The 18841-nt window shown below is 62.1% G+C and carries 20 protein-coding genes; 8 read left to right on the forward strand and 12 right to left on the reverse strand.

The annotated features are described in order from the left end of the window. Positions 1-81: 81 nt before the first annotated feature. The 4 genes from BraRD5C2_RS16570 to BraRD5C2_RS16585 all read left to right on the forward strand — a co-directional run bounded on the left by BraRD5C2_RS16570 (position 82) and on the right by BraRD5C2_RS16585 (position 2690). A complete protein-coding gene (locus BraRD5C2_RS16570; protein WP_223969769.1) occupies positions 82-516 on the forward strand; it encodes a nuclear transport factor 2 family protein in 435 nt (144 codons plus the stop codon). A gap of 262 nt (positions 517-778) precedes the next feature. Beyond that, a complete protein-coding gene (locus BraRD5C2_RS16575; protein ID WP_223969770.1) occupies positions 779-1744 on the forward strand; it encodes a hypothetical protein in 966 nt (321 codons plus the stop codon). Positions 1745-1898: 154 nt separating this feature from the next. Beyond that, positions 1899-2321, forward strand: coding sequence for a hypothetical protein (locus BraRD5C2_RS16580; RefSeq protein WP_223969771.1), 423 nt, complete (start codon positions 1899-1901; stop codon positions 2319-2321). Between the two features lie 228 nt (positions 2322-2549). Beyond that, positions 2550-2690: a hypothetical protein gene (locus BraRD5C2_RS16585; RefSeq protein WP_167350365.1), complete on the forward strand. Its 141-nt coding sequence runs from the start codon at positions 2550-2552 to the stop codon at positions 2688-2690. Positions 2691-2798: 108 nt separating this feature from the next. On the opposite strand, the gene BraRD5C2_RS16590 is transcribed toward BraRD5C2_RS16585, so the two are convergent. The 3 genes from BraRD5C2_RS16590 to BraRD5C2_RS16600 form a co-directional block, all read right to left on the reverse strand. Further along, entirely contained in the window at positions 2799-2942 is a 144-nt protein-coding gene (locus BraRD5C2_RS16590) for a hypothetical protein (RefSeq protein WP_223969772.1), read from the reverse strand. A gap of 182 nt (positions 2943-3124) precedes the next feature. Further along, positions 3125-3607, reverse strand: a complete 483-nt coding sequence (locus tag BraRD5C2_RS16595) for a MaoC family dehydratase (RefSeq protein ID WP_097673100.1) — start codon at positions 3605-3607, stop codon at positions 3125-3127. Positions 3608-3615: 8 nt separating this feature from the next. Further along, a complete protein-coding gene (locus BraRD5C2_RS16600) occupies positions 3616-4074 on the reverse strand; it encodes a MaoC family dehydratase (RefSeq protein ID WP_212316264.1) in 459 nt (152 codons plus the stop codon). Between the two features lie 321 nt (positions 4075-4395). On the opposite strand from BraRD5C2_RS16600, the gene BraRD5C2_RS16605 reads away from it, so the two are divergent. Next, positions 4396-4692, forward strand: coding sequence for a DUF4282 domain-containing protein (locus BraRD5C2_RS16605; protein WP_050404422.1), 297 nt, complete (start codon positions 4396-4398; stop codon positions 4690-4692). Between the two features lie 423 nt (positions 4693-5115). Here BraRD5C2_RS16605 and BraRD5C2_RS16610 read toward each other — a convergent pair whose 3' ends face one another. The 3 genes from BraRD5C2_RS16610 to BraRD5C2_RS16620 all read right to left on the reverse strand — a co-directional run bounded on the left by BraRD5C2_RS16610 (position 5116) and on the right by BraRD5C2_RS16620 (position 6856). Next, positions 5116-5796, reverse strand: a complete 681-nt coding sequence (locus tag BraRD5C2_RS16610; protein WP_223969773.1) for a ParA family protein — start codon at positions 5794-5796, stop codon at positions 5116-5118. Positions 5797-5977: 181 nt separating this feature from the next. Further along, positions 5978-6304 (reverse strand): hypothetical protein, encoded by a 327-nt coding sequence (locus BraRD5C2_RS16615; protein ID WP_374708001.1) that lies wholly within the window; start codon positions 6302-6304, stop codon positions 5978-5980. A gap of 216 nt (positions 6305-6520) precedes the next feature. After that, entirely contained in the window at positions 6521-6856 is a 336-nt protein-coding gene (locus BraRD5C2_RS16620; protein WP_223969775.1) for a hypothetical protein, read from the reverse strand. Between the two features lie 369 nt (positions 6857-7225). Here BraRD5C2_RS16620 and BraRD5C2_RS16625 point away from each other — a divergent pair, with 369 nt between their 5' ends. Next, on the forward strand, positions 7226-8497 hold the full coding sequence (locus BraRD5C2_RS16625; RefSeq protein WP_223969776.1) for a tyrosine-type recombinase/integrase: 1272 nt from the start codon (positions 7226-7228) through the stop codon (positions 8495-8497). Positions 8498-8977: 480 nt separating this feature from the next. On the opposite strand, the gene BraRD5C2_RS16630 is transcribed toward BraRD5C2_RS16625, so the two are convergent. Together BraRD5C2_RS16630 and BraRD5C2_RS16635 are read right to left on the reverse strand one after the other, a co-directional pair. Beyond that, positions 8978-10189: a CaiB/BaiF CoA transferase family protein gene (locus tag BraRD5C2_RS16630; protein ID WP_223969777.1), complete on the reverse strand. Its 1212-nt coding sequence runs from the start codon at positions 10187-10189 to the stop codon at positions 8978-8980. A 2-nt stretch (positions 10190-10191) separates the two neighbouring features. Then, on the reverse strand, positions 10192-10959 hold the full coding sequence (locus tag BraRD5C2_RS16635) for an enoyl-CoA hydratase/isomerase family protein (protein ID WP_223969778.1): 768 nt from the start codon (positions 10957-10959) through the stop codon (positions 10192-10194). 246 nt (positions 10960-11205) lie between these two features. Between BraRD5C2_RS16635 and BraRD5C2_RS16640 the strand changes: the two genes are divergently transcribed. Next, positions 11206-12282: an AraC family transcriptional regulator gene (locus BraRD5C2_RS16640; RefSeq protein ID WP_223969779.1), complete on the forward strand. Its 1077-nt coding sequence runs from the start codon at positions 11206-11208 to the stop codon at positions 12280-12282. Here the strand turns inward: BraRD5C2_RS16640 and BraRD5C2_RS16645 are convergent. From BraRD5C2_RS16645 to BraRD5C2_RS16660, 4 genes are read right to left on the reverse strand one after another with little or no spacing between them, the layout of a single operon-like run. Further along, positions 12245-12397 carry a hypothetical protein gene (locus BraRD5C2_RS16645; protein WP_223969780.1) on the reverse strand — a complete coding sequence of 51 codons (153 nt, stop codon included), beginning with the start codon at positions 12395-12397 and terminating at the stop codon, positions 12245-12247. The two genes, BraRD5C2_RS16640 and BraRD5C2_RS16645, sit on opposite strands and share 38 nt — an antisense overlap. Before the next feature lie 16 nt (positions 12398-12413). Then, positions 12414-13769, reverse strand: a complete 1356-nt coding sequence (fahA, locus tag BraRD5C2_RS16650; protein WP_223969781.1) for a fumarylacetoacetase — start codon at positions 13767-13769, stop codon at positions 12414-12416. Positions 13770-13785: 16 nt separating this feature from the next. Beyond that, the gene (gene actP / locus BraRD5C2_RS16655) at positions 13786-15480 is read right to left on the reverse strand and encodes a cation/acetate symporter ActP (RefSeq protein ID WP_223969782.1); all 1695 of its coding nucleotides are present in this window, start codon (positions 15478-15480) and stop codon (positions 13786-13788) included. Further along, on the reverse strand, positions 15477-15794 hold the full coding sequence (locus BraRD5C2_RS16660) for a DUF485 domain-containing protein (protein WP_223969783.1): 318 nt from the start codon (positions 15792-15794) through the stop codon (positions 15477-15479). The genes actP and BraRD5C2_RS16660 overlap by 4 nt, the downstream gene beginning before the upstream one ends. Before the next feature lie 852 nt (positions 15795-16646). Between BraRD5C2_RS16660 and BraRD5C2_RS16665 the strand changes: the two genes are divergently transcribed. Beyond that, positions 16647-17756, forward strand: coding sequence for a DUF2336 domain-containing protein (locus BraRD5C2_RS16665; RefSeq protein WP_223969784.1), 1110 nt, complete (start codon positions 16647-16649; stop codon positions 17754-17756). Positions 17757-18841 lie beyond the last annotated feature (1085 nt).

Here is an 18841-nt window from a genome sequence, read left to right on the forward strand (position 1 = left end):
GTGCAGCAACCTGGCAGGGCGTCGGCGCTGACCGCCTGCCATTCGTTTGCTTTGAAAATCCAGTTTCAGGACGAGACCAAAATGACAGAGCACAGCCTCTGGCGTTTTTCGCGCGCATTGCATCGCGCGATCAACGAACGCCAGCTTGCAGACATCGAGCCGTTGCTCGATGACGAGGTTGAATGGGCCATCTACGGGCCGATCGACCTGTTTTCCTTTTTCGGCTCGCGCCGCGGCAAGGCCGCCGTGCTCGAGGTGATCAGGCAGATCGGCGAGAACCTGCGGGTTCACCGCTTCGACCGGGAGTCCATCATGCTGGGCGCGGATTCCGCGGCCTCGATGCTGCGCTATTCGCTGACGGCATTGGACTCCAACAAGCCGATCTCGCTCAGGATCGCGCATTTCGCGCAGTTCAAGTCCGGCAGGCTCACGAGCTTCCGCGTGCTGGTCGACAGTTTCGACCTCGTCGAGCAGACCGTCGGTTACCCGATCCATCTGCCGCGCATCGCGGTCTGACGGATCCCCGATTTCACGCCTTCGTCATGTCCGGGCTCGAGCGCGAAGCGCGTCTTCGCGTGTTCGGCGCTCCGGGCGGGACGCGGCCGGTTTTACCAGCCCCGAACCGGCCGCGCGGGGGGCCTTGCGCATGCGCGCGCTTGTCCCGGACATGACGATCACTTAGGCGATCACGCGGCTCTCACTTGCCTGAAGCGCTGCGCTGCCACAATTTCGCACCAAGAAAACCGCATGTTGCGGCGCTGGAATTTGCGGGCCGGGAATGACTTCTACATCACGATTTGGCTGGGCAAGGCTGCCGGTGCTGGCGGCCGGCTTCAGCGTGGCGATAGCGCTTTCGGCCACGGCGCAGACCTCACCATGGCCGGTCGTTCCCGCCGCCCAAGAGATAGCGAAAGACGCCGCGAAAGGTACCCCCGCTGACGACGCCGAGGCTTCGGCCGATGAGGCGCCGCCGGCGGCCGACGCCAATGACGCCGACATCCTGAAGGACATCGACCAGAGCAAGCTCGACTGGAGCCAGCTCGACACCGACTCCACCAGCCTGCCCACGCTGGCGCCGAAGCGCGCGGCCAAGCCCAGCAGCATCGCCGGCAACGATCCGTCCTGGTCGACCAACAACAACGCCAACGGCTCGTCCGCGGTGTCGGTCAAGCAGTCGGTATCGCCGTTCCTCGACACCCGCATCGGCGCCGACATGACGGTCGCCAAACAGGGCACGATGACGACGTCGGAGCAATTGTCGGAGCGGCTCGCCAATGGCGGCAGCCTGCCGCAATCCGGCGGCTCGGCCTGGGCTTCGGTGTCGGCACCAGGCGTGGCTTCGATCTGGGACAAGACCTCGGTCGAGGCGCGGGTCGATCCGGGCGCCGACCAGAGCAAGATCGGCACCTCGCTCAGCAAATCGGTGCCGCTGTCGGAGCAGTATTCGCTGACGCTGCAGAGCGGCTACAATTTGATCCAGCAAGGCTTCGTCCCGGTGCCCGGCATCATTGGCAATCCGTCGCGCAGCTACGATACCGATCAGTCGGCACGCCTGTCCGTGACCGACTCCGGCACCAGCATCACCGCCGGCCAGACGCTGTCGACCTCCGATGACAGATGGCTGCGCCGGGTCGGCGCCGAGCAGAAGCTGTTCGACGGCGTCACCGTCTCCGGCTCGGTCGGCGAGACCCCCCAGGGCACGATCAACAAGAGCATCGGCGCCGGCTACAAGCGCTCATGGTGAACGATCTGTTAGCCCTGTCGCGCTAATGATCAGGCATTGCCCCAACTTGGCCCAGATGCGGTCAAATTCGGCGGCACTGATAGGTCCGTAACTTCATCAATTCGTCGTGCGGGGGACAAGCCGCGCTTCGCTATTGCGAACCAGGGGAAAGCCGATGAACGCCACCAACCGTACCGAGGAAGCCGAAGCCGAAACGACTTCCGAGGTCGATTCCAACCTTGCTGCGGTCTCGGAAGTCGAAGCCGGTATCCGCGACTTCGTGCGCAACGACATCGCCTATCTGCGCCGCCCGGTGGCGAGCCCGGAGACTGCGCCGACCGATACCAATACCGATGCCACCGTCAGCAACGTCAACTCGCTTATCCAGCGCGTCGCCGGCACCTCGCTCGCCGAGATCGAGAAGCTGATCGGCGAGCTCGAGAGCCTGCGCGACCTGCTGCATGCCGAGGGCCAGCGCGTCCAGCGCGAGATCTCCGGCTATGCCCAGCTCAGCCAGGCCGCGATGAAGTCGACGCGGATGATCGCCGACAACGTCTCGCAGTGGAAGCGTGCCGCCGACGGCCTGCGCAACAGCTGATCCTGATCAGTTTTCCAGACTGATGGCCGCCGCCTCCCGAACGGGGGGCGGCGGCTTCGTTTTGCGCGGGCCGATTGGGCGCAGAACGATTCATTATTCAGCGCGGTGTAGACTGCGCGGCGTCAATTCTTGCAGACGCCAATTTGAACTTGGGATGCCGAGCCCGCGTCCAATCCGGAATTCGCATCCGGACCGCGCCTGGGTGGGGCATCCATTTGGAGAGAATTCATGCAGAGCGTCCGGCCGGACAACGCCGCCGATCCTATACCGCTGCGTCAGCCGCAGCAGGGCATCGGCACGATCATGATCCGGTTCATCGGCATCCTGGCAGCCGCGACCGTCGTGATGGTGCTGATCTGGAATCGTTAAATGTCGGGATCGGGAGAAGTGTGACGCAGCCTGCCGAGGGGTCACATTGAAAAGCGCGGATGCGCGCTACCTGGCGCTCCCTCGAGCGCCGACGTCACTGACGGTCGATCAGCGGTCGATGCTCGCGGTGGTCTCGAAGGAATAATTGCCGTCGGCGAAGCCCTTCACGACCATTCCGGTGGCCACCATCACGACAACAGTCACCGTCGCAAAGATAATGCCGACGAGTTTCAGCGCGCTGCGATCTGCCATAGTAGTCCCCAGCTGTTCGGCCAAGTGCTCGCTCAAGTGCTCGTGCCCCCGGCCATAAGGCAGGGACAAAGGTTCAAAATGCGTTAGCAAAAAATGAGTTCCACGCAACGCACAACTACGTCGACAGCAGAAGTAGCTGCCGACCATGGCGTCCGTGCAACATCAGAGGCGTGCGGGCAACATCAGGAACCGGGATTCCGGCGCGGTACGAAGGCGGTCGCGAGGAACGAGAACACCACCTCATTGCGCTGATTGACGCCGGTATTGCGGGCTTGAATGATGCCCCATTCCGGCCGCTTCTCGGAGGTGCGCTTGGTCTCGACCTGGTTGGTGAAGCTGATGGTGTCGCCAGCCAGCACCGGGCGGATCCAGCGCAGCTCGCGGAAGCCTGGCGAGGGTCCCCAGACTGCGACCGTCTCGCCGCGCGCGGCGGCTTCGGCGGCAAGCCGTTTGCCGTCGGCGACCAGCAGCTTCATGCAGACGCTGGCGACATGCCAGCCCGATGCGGCGAGCCCGCCGAACAGCGATTTGCGTCCCTCCTCCTCGTCGAGATGGAAGCGCTGCGGATCGAACTGCGCGGCAAAGCGCTTGATGTCCTCGGCGGTGAAGGTGAATGAGCCGAACGCGCGCTGGGCGCCGATTTCCATGTCTTCAAAAAAGCGCATGATCTCTCCTATGCGCTCGCAGTGTCACGGCGGCCGATCATGATCGGCGCCTCCATCTCGCACAGCATCTCGCCGCGCGCGTTGCGGATCGTGCTCTTGAAGGTGACGATGCCGGTCTCGGGGCGGCTCTTGGAGACGCGCGCCTCGACGACATCGACATCCAGCGTCAAATCGTCGCCCGGACGCAGCGGCGCCACCCAGCGCATCTCGTTGACCCCGGGCGCGCCCAGCGAGGCGGTGCGGCCGATGAAGCCGTCGAACATCATCCGCATCATCAGCGAGCCGAGATGCCAGCCCGAGCCCGACAGGCCGCGGAGCATGGATTTCTTCGCCGCCTCCTCGTCGAGATGCATCGGCTGCGGGTCGAATTCGGCGGCAAAGGCCAGGATCTCCTCGCGCGAAACATGGCGCGGGCCGAACGTGCCGAAACGGCCGGGCTTGAAGTCTTCGAAGGTCAGCGTGGTCATTGGGTGAGGATATGCTGGAGGGAAGCCCGATTGTGGCCGTTATTTGCAGCAATCACAACCAGCCCACTCGCATAGCTCGCCCCTGGACTGCCGGCGCCCGGTCCCGGGCCTGGCTTTGGCGAGACTGATTGGGTTTCTGCGGTATCGATCCCTCTGGGTGCGGAGGCGCTTTGGCGCCGCCCCGAACCATTGGCCCGGCGAGACGCCTCGTCCTGACGGTCGCCTGCTGCGCAGGCTGGCGGGACGAAGTGATCACGCCGGGGGTGACGCAGTAGGATACACGCGACGCGAATCATATTTCGGCTGGCCGGGAGAACCATGATGTTCGATTTCCAGGATCTGTTTCAGTGGGACCGCTTCATCACGCCCACGATCATCAAGACGTTCTACTGGCTGGTGATCGCGGTCATCGTGCTGTTCGGGATCTCCGGCATCCTGTGGAGCCTCACCGCGATGGCGATCAGCCCGTTCGTCGGCTTCATCCAGCTGCTCGCATCGATCGCCAGCGTCTTCGTCGGCATCGTGTTCTCGCGCATCGCCGCGGAGTTCATCCTGATCGTATTCCGGATCAACGAGCATCTCGGCGCGATTCGCGATCGCGACGGAAGCATGCACTGAAGCGTTCGGCCTCCCGCCGGATGCGGCCTGCCGCCCCGGCTGTGGTTAATCCGAAGTAGCACCGCTGCGAAAATGCCAGCGAAATTCCGGGCGGGATCTTAAAACCGCTCGCGTATCAGTCTCCGCATTGCGCTTAAGATCAACGCGGGGGCGTCGTGAATTCGAGGAACGGTTTTTTTGCCGTGAGGCCGGGTGCCGAGCCGGGCTTCACGACCGAGGATATTCTATGGGCTGTCGGCATCTGGTCGGTGATCCTGACCCTGGCGCCGGTGATCGCATTCTATCTGCTGATGGTGGCGTAACGCCATCCATCGCGTCATCGCCAAAGTCAGCGAGGCAATCTGCGATTGCCTCGTCGCTTCAGCACACAAAAAACGCGCGACTGCCGCGCGTTTCTTTCCAGTTCGAACCAAAGCGGCGTTGTTACGCCGCCTGCTTGTGCATCGCGCCGGACGACGACGCCGTGCCGCGAATTGCCTTGATCGAGCGTTCGATCGCGGCCCACAGCCGGTTGATCTCGGCAGCAGCGCGGCCTTCCGCATAATATTCGCGGGCGCCTTCACCCTGGCCGAGCGCCATCAGCAGGTCGGCGCGGTTGGTGATCTGGCCGCTCCACACCGGTGCGCGGAATTTCGCCAGCGCCTCACGCGCGATCGCGACGATGCGGCTTTCGGCGCCGTCACGCTGCGCAGGCGCGCCGTTGATCACGACGGCGTAGGGCTTGCGCATCGAGCGGCAGGTCTGAATCGTTTCCTGCACCGCGTTGACGTCGAACACGCCGGGCCGCGCCGGAATGATCACCATCGTGGCGTTCTTGATGGAGTCGTCGACCACGGCCGACAGATTCGGCGGCGTGTCGATGAACACCCATTCGATGCCGTCGCGCTTGGCTTGAGCAATGATCCCGCTGACCGAGTTCACCGCCGTCTTGATCGCCGGCTCGTTGGTGCCGCGTAATTTATGCCAGAGCGTCAGCGAGCCCTGCGGATCGGCATCGATCAGCAGACAGGGCTTCGTTGCCTTGTGCACTTGCGCGGCGAGGTGAGCAGCCAGGGTACTTTTCCCCGAGCCCCCCTTACGCGAAGCGAAAACAATCACGTTCATACGTTGGCCTCCAGATTGACCCCAGGAGGCGAAAATGAATCAGCACGCTGATTCGCGAAAGAAGAAACTTCTTGCAATCCGCAAAGCGGCCAAGATTACCGGTGCATTCTGCTTTTTGAGTCACACTCAACTTATGACACAACCGAAAATGGAAGCGCTAAGCGTTTGATATGACTCAGGCCTAGCGCTTTTCGGCAGTTTTGGCGCGCTGCCGCGCGATCCATTTGCGCTCGATCCAGCCGAGCAATTGCGCCGTCGGTTTCTGCAAGAACGGGACATCCTGCGCGAACAAAAGGAGTCCGAGCGGCAGCATCCAGAGTCCGAGTATCGGCAGGAAGCTGAAGATGCCGCCGATGATCAGGAGGATCGCGAGCGGAATCCGCACATAGCGCGACGACGGCTTGCGCAGCCACGCGACAAAGCGCGCCGGCCTTTCCGGAAGCTTGGCTTCGAACCAGGCGAAGTGCCGATCGATCTCTTGCTTGTCGTATTCGCTCACGCGCCTCACTCCATCCGTTCCGTCGCGAAACGGATTTGGCAGACAACACCAACAGCAGAGATGATGCTGCGTGACAGCGTCACAAGGCGTCAGTCTGTCGCGCATGACGGTCTTGAAATTGCCGCTGAGCATTCCACCGCGAAGCCACACCGGTTCGCGTCAAGACAACGCGCCGGGCTCGCGCCTCTCGCGTGCGCGCGATGGGAATCAAATCAGCGGCGGACGTCAGTGGGTCGACTTCTTCGCCTTGTGCGACTTGGAGACCTTTCGCTTCGCAGCGACCGGCCGCCGTTCGACACGCTCGCTCGCCTCACGCGGCTCGGGATCTGCGCGGAAGAACACGCGGCAGGCCGGCGACAGCTGCGCCCTGTTCCTGATCATGCAGGCCGTGATGCGATCGACATCGGGAATCTCGGGACCACAAAGCCGGAACGCATCCGGCGTACAGGCCTGCTGCTGGTCGGGCGTGTAGGCCTCACTCCGGGCCGGCAGCAGCAGCGCGGCAAAGCCGACCACTGATATCAACGCAAACGAAAAACTCCTTGAACCGGCGGTCCCCATGCATCCCCCCAAGGTGGCACTAAGGTGTCGTTAAGGCGTCGTTTCGCGGAGTGTGGGTGATGGCACGAGGAAGTGCAAGCGGGCGAGATGACACGCCACCGGCGATCAAGGGAGACGGCAAGCGATCTTGCGATGGCCCCGAGCTTGCGACGTCGCGGTGGGTGATGGTGTGGATGGTACAGTTGGGTGGGCTCGAACCACCGACCTCCTGTTCCACAGGCAAAAAAAGAGCTCCGCCGGTATTACGATATTCCCGCCGTTTGCGCGAAAATGTCATTATTATCAATAGGTAAGACCGAAGCGCCTCGCCTTATCTGCGCTCCAATTGGCGCTATGGTGGTAGCTAAGTGGTAGCTACAGAGGCGACGGATGGCGGTCTCGAGTATAACGATTCGCGCAGTCCAAGCGCTCAAGCCAGGCGAAGCTATTTGGGACGCAGACCACCGCCAAGCGGTGCGAGGTTTTGGCGTTCGGCGTCAACGTGACCAAGCGACCTACGTCCTCAAGTACCGAGTGTTCGGCCGGCAGCGCTTCGTCACCATCGGTCCTCATGGCGCCCCCTGGACACCCGAGCTCGCACGTAGGGAAGCCAAGCGGCTTTTGGGTCTGGTTGCCGACGGCAAAGACCCGGCGGACGAGAAAGCCAAGGCCCGCATGCAGGCGGCCGACACCCTCCGGGTGATCGCGGATCAATATCTCCGGAACGCCAAGCAAAGGCTGAGGCCCACGACCTACTCGGGAATAGAGCGGTACCTGTTGGTCATTTGGAAACCTTTGCATCCTGTCTCGGTCTTCCAGATCACCCGTCGTCACATCTCGGCTCGTATCGCTGACATCGCATCACGTCATGGAAAGGTCTCAGCGGCCCGCGCCCGTACCGCGCTGTCCTCAATGTTCAACTGGGCAATCCGCGAGGGACTCGACATTGCCGCGAACCCGGTTCTCGGCACCAATCGACCCGCGCAGCCGGGAAGCCGGGAACGGGTCCTCACCGAGTCGGAGCTTTCAGCCATCTGGCAGGCCTGCGAGGATGACGATTACGGACGCATTGTGCGTTTGTTGCTCCTCACAGCCCAACGCCGTCATGAAGTAGGCAGTATGCAATGGACCGAACTCGATACGAGTTCGGGGCTCTGGACCCTGCCAGGTGCCCGGACCAAGAACCATCGCGAGCACTTGCTGCCATTGGTTCCCGCCGCCTTGGCCTTGCTCCCGCCCCGCCGAAAAAGCCGAGACTTCCTCTTTGGCGACGGGCCCCGACGCAGCAGTGACCCGCATCGTGGGTTCTCCGGCTGGTCAAAGTCGAAGGCGGCGCTTGATGAGCGCATCGCCGAGGCCCTCGGCGAACCCCTGCCCCATTGGACGGTTCACGATCTCCGGAGATCGGCGTCCACGGTAATGGCCGACCGGCTTGGCGTGTTGCCACACATCGTGGAGGCGATCTTAAACCACGTCAGCGGCCACCGGGCCGGCGTTGCCGGCGTATATAACCGCGCTCGGTACGCCGCCGAGATGCGCGAGGCGCTTGAACGCTGGGCACAACACGTTACGGCCTTGCCAGGACATGTTGGCGCTGTGAAAGCGAGCGCCGGCTTCTCTCATCCTGGTGCCTCCCAAAGGGCCGTTGGAGTCCTTTCCTAGTTCGTGTAACTGGCCTGCGGCAATCGGGGGTCGAGGCACCAAGATCTACGATATTTTCTCCGGGCGTCCGCCAAAACCTGGATCCCATCGAGTGGTAGGTTCAAATCGGGATAGGAGCCGCGGGTTTCGAGTCGTGGTCCGCTACATCGCAAGACCCACTATGCTCGAAGCCCCTTTCTTCTTACTAACGGGCAGCCTCCCCCTCGAGATCCTCGTGATAGCGCGGCAAAGGCCGCCTTTCGCCCGCAATTCCTCGCCGCCCAAAATGCGCGCCCAAATACCTGCAGATCCCCCATCTCAAAGGCGTGGCCTTGGGCCGGCGAGAGGGTCGGAACCAGTTTGCCGCCGGCTTGAGAGTTCGCGTCGGGAAATTTGCGTTGCGGAATATGCGAAGAAAATCGGCTCGGATCGGCTGATGCCGTTGGATTCCTCCTCCACCCAATTCAAACGCTCCCTTTACAATGCCCGGACAAGCTCTACCTACCGCCGGCTGAGCAGGATGTTCCGCTGTTGCAGATCCTTGATCCTCTCGGGCGCAAAGTCGAGTTGGCCAAGAACCTCTTCATTGTGCTCGCCCTGATAGGCCGGCAGGCCGGGCGACGGCAGTTCCGAACGGCTGAATATCCAGGGGTTGCCCGGCATGCGGACCAGCCCGCCGGCGCGGTCATCGACCTCGATCACGGCGTTCCACTCCTTGGCCCACTCCGTCTGCACGAACTCATTGACCGTACGCACGCGCCCAACCGCGAGCCCGGCTTCACTGACCTGCGCCTGCAACTGTTCGAGGTTCTCGAACGTGGTGATCCAGGCGCGGATTTCCGCGAGCAGCGGCGCGAGGTTCTGCCGGCGCAGGCTGGCGGTGGCGTAGCGCGGATCCGCCAGCAGATCGCTTCGACGCATCATGGCGCAGTAGCGCGTGAACATCGGCGAATAGATCGGGCTCGCGGCGATCGTCAGCCGGGTGCCGTCGGACATCTCGAAGATGTGCGACTCGTTCGCCGACAGAGCTATCGGCTCGCCGTCGGTATCGATCCCCGACATCATCGCGCCGGCGCGCTCGTTGACTGACAGCATCGTCGCGGCCATCGACACGTCGATGTGTTGTCCCTCGCCGGTGCGGTTGCGATGCTGAAGCGCGGCGAGCACGGCGATCACGCCCTGCAGCCCGGTATAGACATCGGCGTGGCTGCAGGAATCGCCGCGCGGCTCGGTCAGCGCCTCGCCGAAGTGATCCTGCACGATCGAGGTCAGGCCGGTCTCGGCCTGCACCGTTGGCGCAAAGGCCGGACGATTGCGCCATGAGGTCGACTGCCCGTAACCGCTCAGCGAGACGTAGATGATGCCGGGGTTGAAGGCGCGCACGTCATCATAGCTAAAGGCGAATCGCGCCAAGGTACCGGGACGGAAATTCTCGACAATGATGTCGGCATCTTTACACAGACGAGCGACGATCTCGCGCCCCTCCACGTAGTTCAGGTCGATACTGAGGTTCCGCTTGCCGGCGTTCTGCTGCACGAAGTAGAGACCCATGCCGCCGACGTAAGGCAATCCGGCGCGGCCGATATCGCCGGACGGCGGCTCGATCTTCGTGACGTCTGCGCCGAGGTCGCGCAGCGCCTTGGTGCAGTGCGGACCGGCCAGCACTCGGGTGAAGTCGACCACCCGTAATCCTTGAAGAGGCGCAGCCGACATTGTCAGTCTCCCTCGAAGACGGCCGTGGCCGGGCCCGATGCGAAGAAGGCATCGGCGCCGCGCTGGCGATCCTTGGCCTTCCAGATCATGTCGTTGATCTCGACCTGCCGTGCGTCTGCGGCCGCGACGCCGCCGCGCGCCTGCAGATTGGCCTGCATCTTGACGCCCGCGAGGACCTTGGTCGGACCGGCGGCAAGCTGCCGGGCCATGGTCATCGATGATGCCGCCAGCTCCGCTTCCGGGACGACGAGGTTGATGATGCCCCAGCGTTCGAACGCCTCGGGCGTGTGACGGCGGCCGAGCATCGCGATCTCCTTGGCGCGCGCGATGCCGGCGCGTTGCGCGATGCGCTGGGTGCCACCGAGCAACGGCAGCAATCCGACAGCGACCTCGACCTGGCCGAGGAACGCGGTGTTCGCCGCGATGATCATGTCACAGGTCAACGCGAGCTCGAGACCGCCGCCCAGCACACCGCCGTTGACGGCTGCAACCGTCGGAACCGGCGCGTCCTCCAGACTGCGCCAGACTTTTTCAAGACCGGCCTGATCAGTGTGCAGCTTGGTGCCGGTTCCCCACGACGCCATCTCCGCGCCGGCGCAGAAGTGCCGCATCGCACTGCGCAGCAGGATGGCACGGCAGCCGGCCGCGACCACTGCGTGGTAAGCGCCGACCACATCGTTGATGAGCTGGTCGTCGAGCAAATTGTGCGGCGGCTTCGCCAGCGTGACCACGCCGACCTTGCCGTCCATCTCGTAATTTACTGTCGCCATCGGAGTTCCCTCGTTCGATCCAAAAGGCCCGCGCCGCGGTCGACGCGGCATCACGACGGGCGGACGTTTCCTCACTGCGGGCGGCCTTGGCGCAGGTCCCGCTGTTCTGATGTTTTGAATGTTGCGCGTCATAACAAGCGTGACAACGTCAAGCTCTGCCAATTATGATGTCGAAAATTGCCAATCGGCCGGAAGAGCCGTTCGCTGGCTTGTCAATCTGTGCCAGCCGGACGTAGAGGAACCGCCATGAAATCGATCAAGATCGTGATGCCGATCTCGAGCGATCCCGATGCGCCGACGCAGAGCCTGCTGGGCCTGGCCGCACTGGCCGCCGAGCTCGCGGCGCAGGGCGTGTCGGTTCGGGAGTTGTTTGCACGGACCGGTCTCGACGCTTCCCAGCTCGAGGATCCCCATGCGCGCATCTCGCACCGGCAACGGCTGGCGATCTACCGCAACGCGATGCGGCTGGCGAAGCGATCCGACATTGGGCTGCTCGCGGGCGCTCGGCAGCGCATCAGTGATTACGGAATCTACGGCTATGCGCTGGTGTCGAGCCGGACATTCGGCGAAGCGCTGATGTTCTCCCTCGACCACATCACGATGGCCGGACCGGCGGTGCGGCAGATCAGCTTCCGGATCGAGCACGGAACAACCGCGATCCTGCGCAGCCACGGGCTCGATCCGCTCGGCGAGTTGTTGCCATTTGCCGCGGAATTCTGGCGCAGCTCGATGACCGCGGTGTTCAGCCGCATCCTCGAGTCACCCTTCCCCAGCAAGCGGATGATCTTTCCGTTCCCGGCCCCCGTGCACTGGCGCAACTATGAGCGGATGTTCAACTGCCCGATCGACTTCGGTGCCGACCGCATGGAATGGCATTTCGACGCCAAGATACTCGATCTGCCTTGCCCCAATGCCAACCCGATCACCGCGAAGATCTGCCAGCAGCTCTGCGACGTCGTTATGACCGAACGGCCCGGCGAATCCGAACTGGTCAGGCGGATCAGAGCCGCATGCCTCAACAGTCCCAACCGATTTGCCGGCGCGCCGGAGATCGCATCGCAGCTCGGGCTGTCGTTGCGAACCTTCCACCGCAGACTGGCGGAGGATGGGCGATCGTTCCAGTCGATCGTCGACGGGATGCGGCGATCGATTGCGACGGAGTTGCTGGAGAATACGCATCTGGCAATCGACCAGGTCGCCGAGCGTGTCGGCTTTGCCGACGCGACGAGCTTCCGCAAGGCGTTCAAGAAATGGACCAACCGCTCGCCGTCGGATTTCCGCCACCCTACAGTGCAGCGGCCAGCAGCATCGCCAGACGCGTGACCTGCAGCAGCGACAACCCGACTGCCAGCGTCAGAAGCTGTCCGAAACGGACGTCCTCCGGGTCGACCGCCGCGCCCTGCAGATGCGCGTAGATGAGCGGCGACTGAAACTCCATATCGGCCTCCCGCCAATCAGGTATGGTCGCTTCCAGCAATCGCGGCATGCGCCGGCGCGATCCTGCCGACGCATGATCCGAACCCGATGCTCGCAAAACCCTCCCGGCTGCAGCGGCCGCGGAAGGTGACTTCGTCGCCATCCTCGAGAAAGCCGCGGCTCTCGCCGTTCGGTAGCACGGCCGGCCGTGCTCCTGCGGCGGTGAACTCGAGCATGCTCGAGAGCTGCGCCGGACTAGGTCCCGAGATGGTGCCGGTGCCGATCAGGTCGCCCGGCTGCAGATTGCAGCCGTTGATGCTGTGGTGCGCGACCATCTGCGCCGGCGTCCAGTACAGGTGCTTGGCGTTGGATGTGAGAATCGCCGCAGCGGGCTGGCTCGCGGCGCGCATCTGCGCGGTCGAGAGCAGGACCTCGAGCTGAATGTCCAGGCCGCCGTGCGATTGATCGGCCGTGTCGAACAGGTAATCGAGCGGCCGCGGATCGCCATCCGGGCGCGCCAGCGCCGCGACGCGGAACGGCGCCAACGCGTCCGACGTGACGACCCAGGGTGACACCGAGGTCGCAAAGCTCTTGCTGAGGAACGGCCCAAGCGGGAACATTTCCCAGCGCTGGATGTCGCGCGCCGACCAGTCGTTCAGCAGCGAATAGCCGACGATCTGCTGCGATGCCTCGGAGATCGGGACCGGATTGCCGAGGCGATTGCCGGCAGCGACGTAGAGACCCATCTCGAGCTCGAAATCCAGCCGTTCGCACGGGCCAAAGCTCGGAGCGCCGCCAATCGCCGCCGGCGGACGCTGCCCGAGCGGCCGCCGCACGATCCCGCGCCCGACCTGCACCGACGACGCCCGGCCGTGATAGGCGATGGGGACCCATTTGTAGTTCGCGGGAAGCGGATTTTCCGGAGTCAGGAGCGCGCCCGCCGCCCTCGCGTGATAGATGCCGGCGTAGAAGTCCGTGTAGTTCGATACCCGTGTCGGCAGATGCGGCGTTGCATCCGCGATCGGCGTCAGGAGCTCGGACGCGCGGCATCTGGTGTCATTGGCCGCGCTGCCCTGGCCGAGCAGATCGGCGGTGAGGCGGCGCAGCTCCCGTAGCGCCATGGGTCCGAGCGCGAACAACGCATTGAGCGTATCCTGCTGCAGCGCCTGGCGGATCGACGCCGTAAGACGCTCATCCGAACCGAGCGCCCGCTTCAGGTCAAAGACGAGATCCCCGATGGCAGTACCGATCCGCGGCTGCGGATCGGCCGCGGTGCCGAAGACACCGAGCGGTAGATTCTGGATCGGGAAATCGGTCGCGATGCGGTTTGCCGTTTCGACGAAACTCTTCCGCGCCGGGTCGTGGGTCTCATCGAGTTGAACTGCGTTGGTCATGCCCGGCTCCTCGATGTCACGAGACCGCGGCGGCGAGAGCTGGTCGCTTGCTGGCCAAAGCTGTTCCGATCTCTGACTGGATAAACTGCGCAGCAAACGCTTCGCGTTCGCACGATGCGCGTTCGCTCCGGTCCGTCACCGAGAACAGCCAGACCAATAGGAAGGCCAGAGGCATCGAAAACAGCGCGGGATTGTCGTACGGGAACAACGCCGTTGAAAAGCCGAAGACGGCGACCCAGACCGTCTTGCTGAGCACGACGAGGACGACTGATGCGACGAGGCCAGCGAGGCCGCCGGCAACGGCGCCGCGCGTGGTGGTGCCACGCCAGAACATCGCCATTGCCAGCACTGGAAAGTTGCAGCTCGCGGCCACCGACAATGCAAGCCCCGCCATGAAAGCCACGTTCTGGTTCTCGAAAGCATAGGCCAGCAGAACCGCAACGACGCCGATGGCGACAGCCGATATCTTCGAGACCAGCAGCTCGCGCACTTCCGATGCCTTGCCGCCGGCTAGCACCTGGCCGTAGATGTCATGACTGACAGCCGAGGCGCCGGCGAGCGTCAGGCCGGCCACGACGGCGAGAATGGTCGCGAATGCGACCGCCGAGATAAATCCGAGCAGCAGCGGTCCACCCATCGCGTGGGCGAGATGGATCGACGCCATGTTCGGGCCGCCGATCAGATCGGCGATCTTGTTGAACTGTCCGGACGCCGCAACGTTGAAATAGCTGGGATCGGTCATCAGGATTGCAGCGGCGGCAAAGCCCAGCACCGGAATGATCCAGCAGAAATAGGCGACGCAGGCCGTCGCATAGAATACGGATTTGCGGGCCGCCGCGGCGTCCTTCACCGTGAAGAACCGCATCAGGATGTGCGGCAGGCCGGCGGTGCCGAACACGAGCGCGAGGCCAAGCGAGATGGCGGACACCGGTTCGGCAAACAGGCCGCCGGGCACGAGAATGGCGGCGCCTTTGGGATGGACCTGGCTTGCGGCCGCGAGCAGCCGTCCGAGGCTGAAGTCGAAATGCCACAACGCGGCCAGAGCGAGCAGTGTTCCGCCACACAGCAGCAACACGGCCTTGGTGATCTGCACCCATGTCGTGGCCTGCATGCCCCCAACGATCACGTAGAGGATCATCAGCACGCCGACGCCGAGCACGGCGAAGATGTAATTCATGCCGAACAGCAGCTGAATCACCTTGCCCGCACCGATCAGCTGCGCGATCAGGTAGAACAGGACGACGACGAGACTTCCGGTCGCGGCGACCAGCCGAACCGGCGTCCGCTGCAGGCGAAACGCGGCCGCATCGGCAAAGGTGTAGCTACCGAGGTTGCGCATTCGCTCCGACATCAGGAACAGCACGATCGGCCATCCCGTGAGAAACCCGAGTGCGTAGATGAAGCCGTCGAAGCCGTTGGCGTAGACCAGCGCGGATATGCCGAGAAAGGCCGCCGCCGACAGGAAATCGCCGGCGGTCGCCAACCCGTTCTGCACCGGGGTGATCGCGTGTCCGGCGGTATAGAAGCCTGCTTTCGATCCTGTGCTGCCGGCCGAGCGCCAGGTGATGACGAGCGTGACGGCGACGATCATGAGGAACATCCCGATCGCGATCCAGTCGGGCCCCCGCACCCTCGTCGCCGTCGTCCCCTGGGCCATGGCCGCGAATGGAAACGCGACGCAAAGCGCGATCAACAGCGACCTAACGATCATCGGCCGAACTCCTGATTGACGAGGCGCGTAAGTTCGTCGAAGCGCGTGTTCGACCGTTGAACATAGAAGCCCGTGAACGCGATGATTGCTGCGACCATGAGAAGCGCGATCGCGAAGCCAACCGGCATCGCACTCCCGGCGAAGCTCGCGCCGAGCGCGGCTTTCGCCGTCGAAATCAGCGCGATGAAACCGAAGAACATGAGCAGAGTCAGGATCGACAACCCCCATCGCAACCGCGCCCGTCCCGAGACCAGTTCCCTGAACGCGGCATCGGCGAGGATTTTTCGCGTGCGGTCGGGCGACAGTTGCAGCATCCGGTTCCTCCTCGGAGACATTTGCTGATCGCCGTGCCCATCTGCGTGCGTTGCGCCGCAGAAATTCAGGGCTCGGGGTGTCTCCTCTCCTAGGCTCCGAGCATCGGAATCCGGAGTGCATCCGACAAGGTGATATCCTGCCAAAGTCCGGGTGATTTTATGCCATGCCGGGGTGCGCCGCGATCGCTGCCCGATCGCCTGTCTCGAACGCAGAAATCAGCCAGCCGCCGGCAACGGCCGAAGGTCCAAAGACCGGCCATGCTGGGTTGTTTTTGAATTTGCGCGAGACGCTTCAATTCCCCGTAAGAAAATCCTTCAGGACCGCAGCGCGTCGATGGCGTGGGCAATGGGCTGTCGAATAGCGCTGGGTCTGACGGAGGGCTTCCTTCCCGGCGATTTCTGGTGGGGTATTGGGATATGGTCAGCCAAAAAGAGGGTTCAAGAAGCCTTGCTCGCGCTGGCTTCCTCTCTCCTCGACACCAAAGACGCGAAAACTCGAGCACAATCGCGACGACACCCGAGAGACAAGTAAACCGTTACGTCGAGAGCTTTTGTTCCTCCTGCGACCACGTTGACGCTTCTCTTCGACGCCGAACGTTGATCGCACGGGGCGCCTTCCGCATATCCTTATGGAAGAAGTCGGCCTTTGGCCGATGCGGCCAGGCGCCCGGGTTAGACGCGATTGCCACTCACCCCACCGCCTCCTCACCCAGCGCATGTTTGCAGGACTTACGTTGGCTAACCGGCCATCGCACCGCAAAATCGGCCCGAGACTCAATCTTTAACGAAGTGCATACCTTCGGTCGGTACTGCATTGAAGCTTATATTGCCCGTTTAATTTCGGATTTTTCCATGGACGATTCCGCGGCGTTGCTGCATGAGCTCGAGGACTCGATTTCGCAGGGCACTCCGGACAGTCGCGAAAGAGCCTTATGGCATGCAACCGATCTGTTGATCGCCGGCCGCTATTCGGACGATCAAATTTGGCTATTCGGAGCCATCATAGAGCGTCTCGCAAGCGAGATTGAAATCAAGGCACGAGCCCAGCTCGCGGACCGATTGGCTCGAGTCGAAAGCGCTCCAGTCAATATCGTCAACAAGCTGGCGTCAGACAAGTCGATAGCTGTAGCAGGCCAAATTCTCCGTCATTCGAATCGCCTCGACGTACGTGCGCTGGTGACAAGCGCGAGCACGCAAAGCCAAGACCACCTTTTGGCTATTTCCAAGCGCGCGACGCTTTGTGAAGCCGTCACCGATGTTCTCGTGACACGAGGGAATCGAGAGGTTGTTCATTCCGTTGCTGCAAATTGCGGGGCGCGATTTTCTGAATCTGGATTTCTGGCATTACTCAAGCGCTCTGAGGGCGATTACATTCTAGCTGAGACCCTTGGTCAACGAACCGACATTCCGCGGCACGTCTTCCAGCAGTTGATTGCAAAGGCTTCAGGCGAGGTCAAACAAAAGCTTGGTAGCGAACGTCCGGAGCTAGCGGACCAAATCAAAACCTCAGTCACCGATGTCACCGGCTCGATACACGCAACATTTGGACCTGCATCTGCGCAGTATTTCGCCGCAAAGAAGGCCGTCTCATCATTACATCGCCAGGGAAACTTAAGTGAGACACAGATCTGCGCTTACGCGCAGCAACAAAAGCGCGACGAGGCTGCAATCGCTCTGTCGCTCTTGTGCTCGATGCCGGTAAACGTCGCCGAACGCGCCATACACGACCAAACAGGAGAAATGGTACTCATACTTGCAAGCGCGCTCGATTTCTCGTGGGATACCGCCATGGCATTGCTGTTTCTCGGCGCTCCGGAGGGACGGATTGCTGCAAGCAGGTTGGACGATCTCAAGATCGCGTTTTCTCGGCTCAAGCCGGAGACCTCTCGGACCGTACTTGAGTTATACCAGTCGCGCAGGCAGGCCGCCACTCAGACCGGCGTCACGCCCCGCCTACGCTGACAAGCTGCGCTCGCTTGCCGAGATTCAGGCCTTCAAAAGCCGACCTCGAAACGGGAGGATCGGCGTGCAGCTTTCTCGTCTAGCATCGAAGGGATGTGCTCGGCGTACAACATCGGCCCACCGCACCTCTCGTTAGGTGTCTCTCCTCGCTACTTCACCTTTCGACGTAGAAGATATTCAAACGTGCCAGCGATGTTAGCGAATAGCTTGCCGTGACGGTGCCGCGACCGAAGATGCGAACTTAGAACCAGTAGTCCCGCGGCCTGTAGATCCGCCAGGCTGCAACTACCGTTTCGAGCACATAGAATAAGACCGTCGGCAATTTGCTTTCTCAGCTCGTCGCTATCTTTGTCGGCAGGGATCTTCTTGCAAACGAAGTCAAGCGCCGCGGTCATGTTCGCAATAGTGTTCTGATCAAATTCAGTAAGCATGCTTCTCTCGAAATCCAAAGCTAGAACCGAAGCAAGTTTCGCGCCAGCGACCGTGCATCTTGTTCGAAGAGCTATGTCTGCACAGCGGAATATGTCGCTGGAGAGGATTGATGCCCGAAGGCAAATTTTAATGTCGTTAGCTAGAAAGACACCCTGATTTTAGTGCTGCGAAACATCCACTGCGATCTCAACGGCAGCTGGGACCTGCGGTTCAAGCGCAAAAAGCACTCAACCCGATTTGCGCAATTCACGTTGCGCTTTGAACGCAGCCTTGAACACCTCGAGGCCGGCAGAGGTCAATCCACTCTCTGAGATGAGGCCCAACCGCGTAAGGTTGATCGTTTCGATCACGCTGTCGCTGTGTGTGGATCCGCCACCGAACAATCTAATGACAATACGCTGTTCCCTGCGCGTTAGCCCATTCCAGAGTGTTAGATCGTGCATCCCAATGCCCCATGCGAATCACTGCATGACACTGAGCAATTTGCCGGATACTGAGAGGCAAAATCGTGGCTGGCAAGGAATAGACCAGGGAAAACACAAACTTTGGGCCGTTGAAGCCGACTTGCGGGTTCATCCATTGCGAGCATAGCACGACCAACCAAGCGTCTCGATCGAAGACCAACGGTTGAGCCTGAAAACGATTGTCCCCGC

It is taken from the genome of Bradyrhizobium sp. RD5-C2, assembly GCF_019972155.1.
Classification (GTDB): Bacteria; Pseudomonadota; Alphaproteobacteria; order Rhizobiales; family Xanthobacteraceae; genus Bradyrhizobium.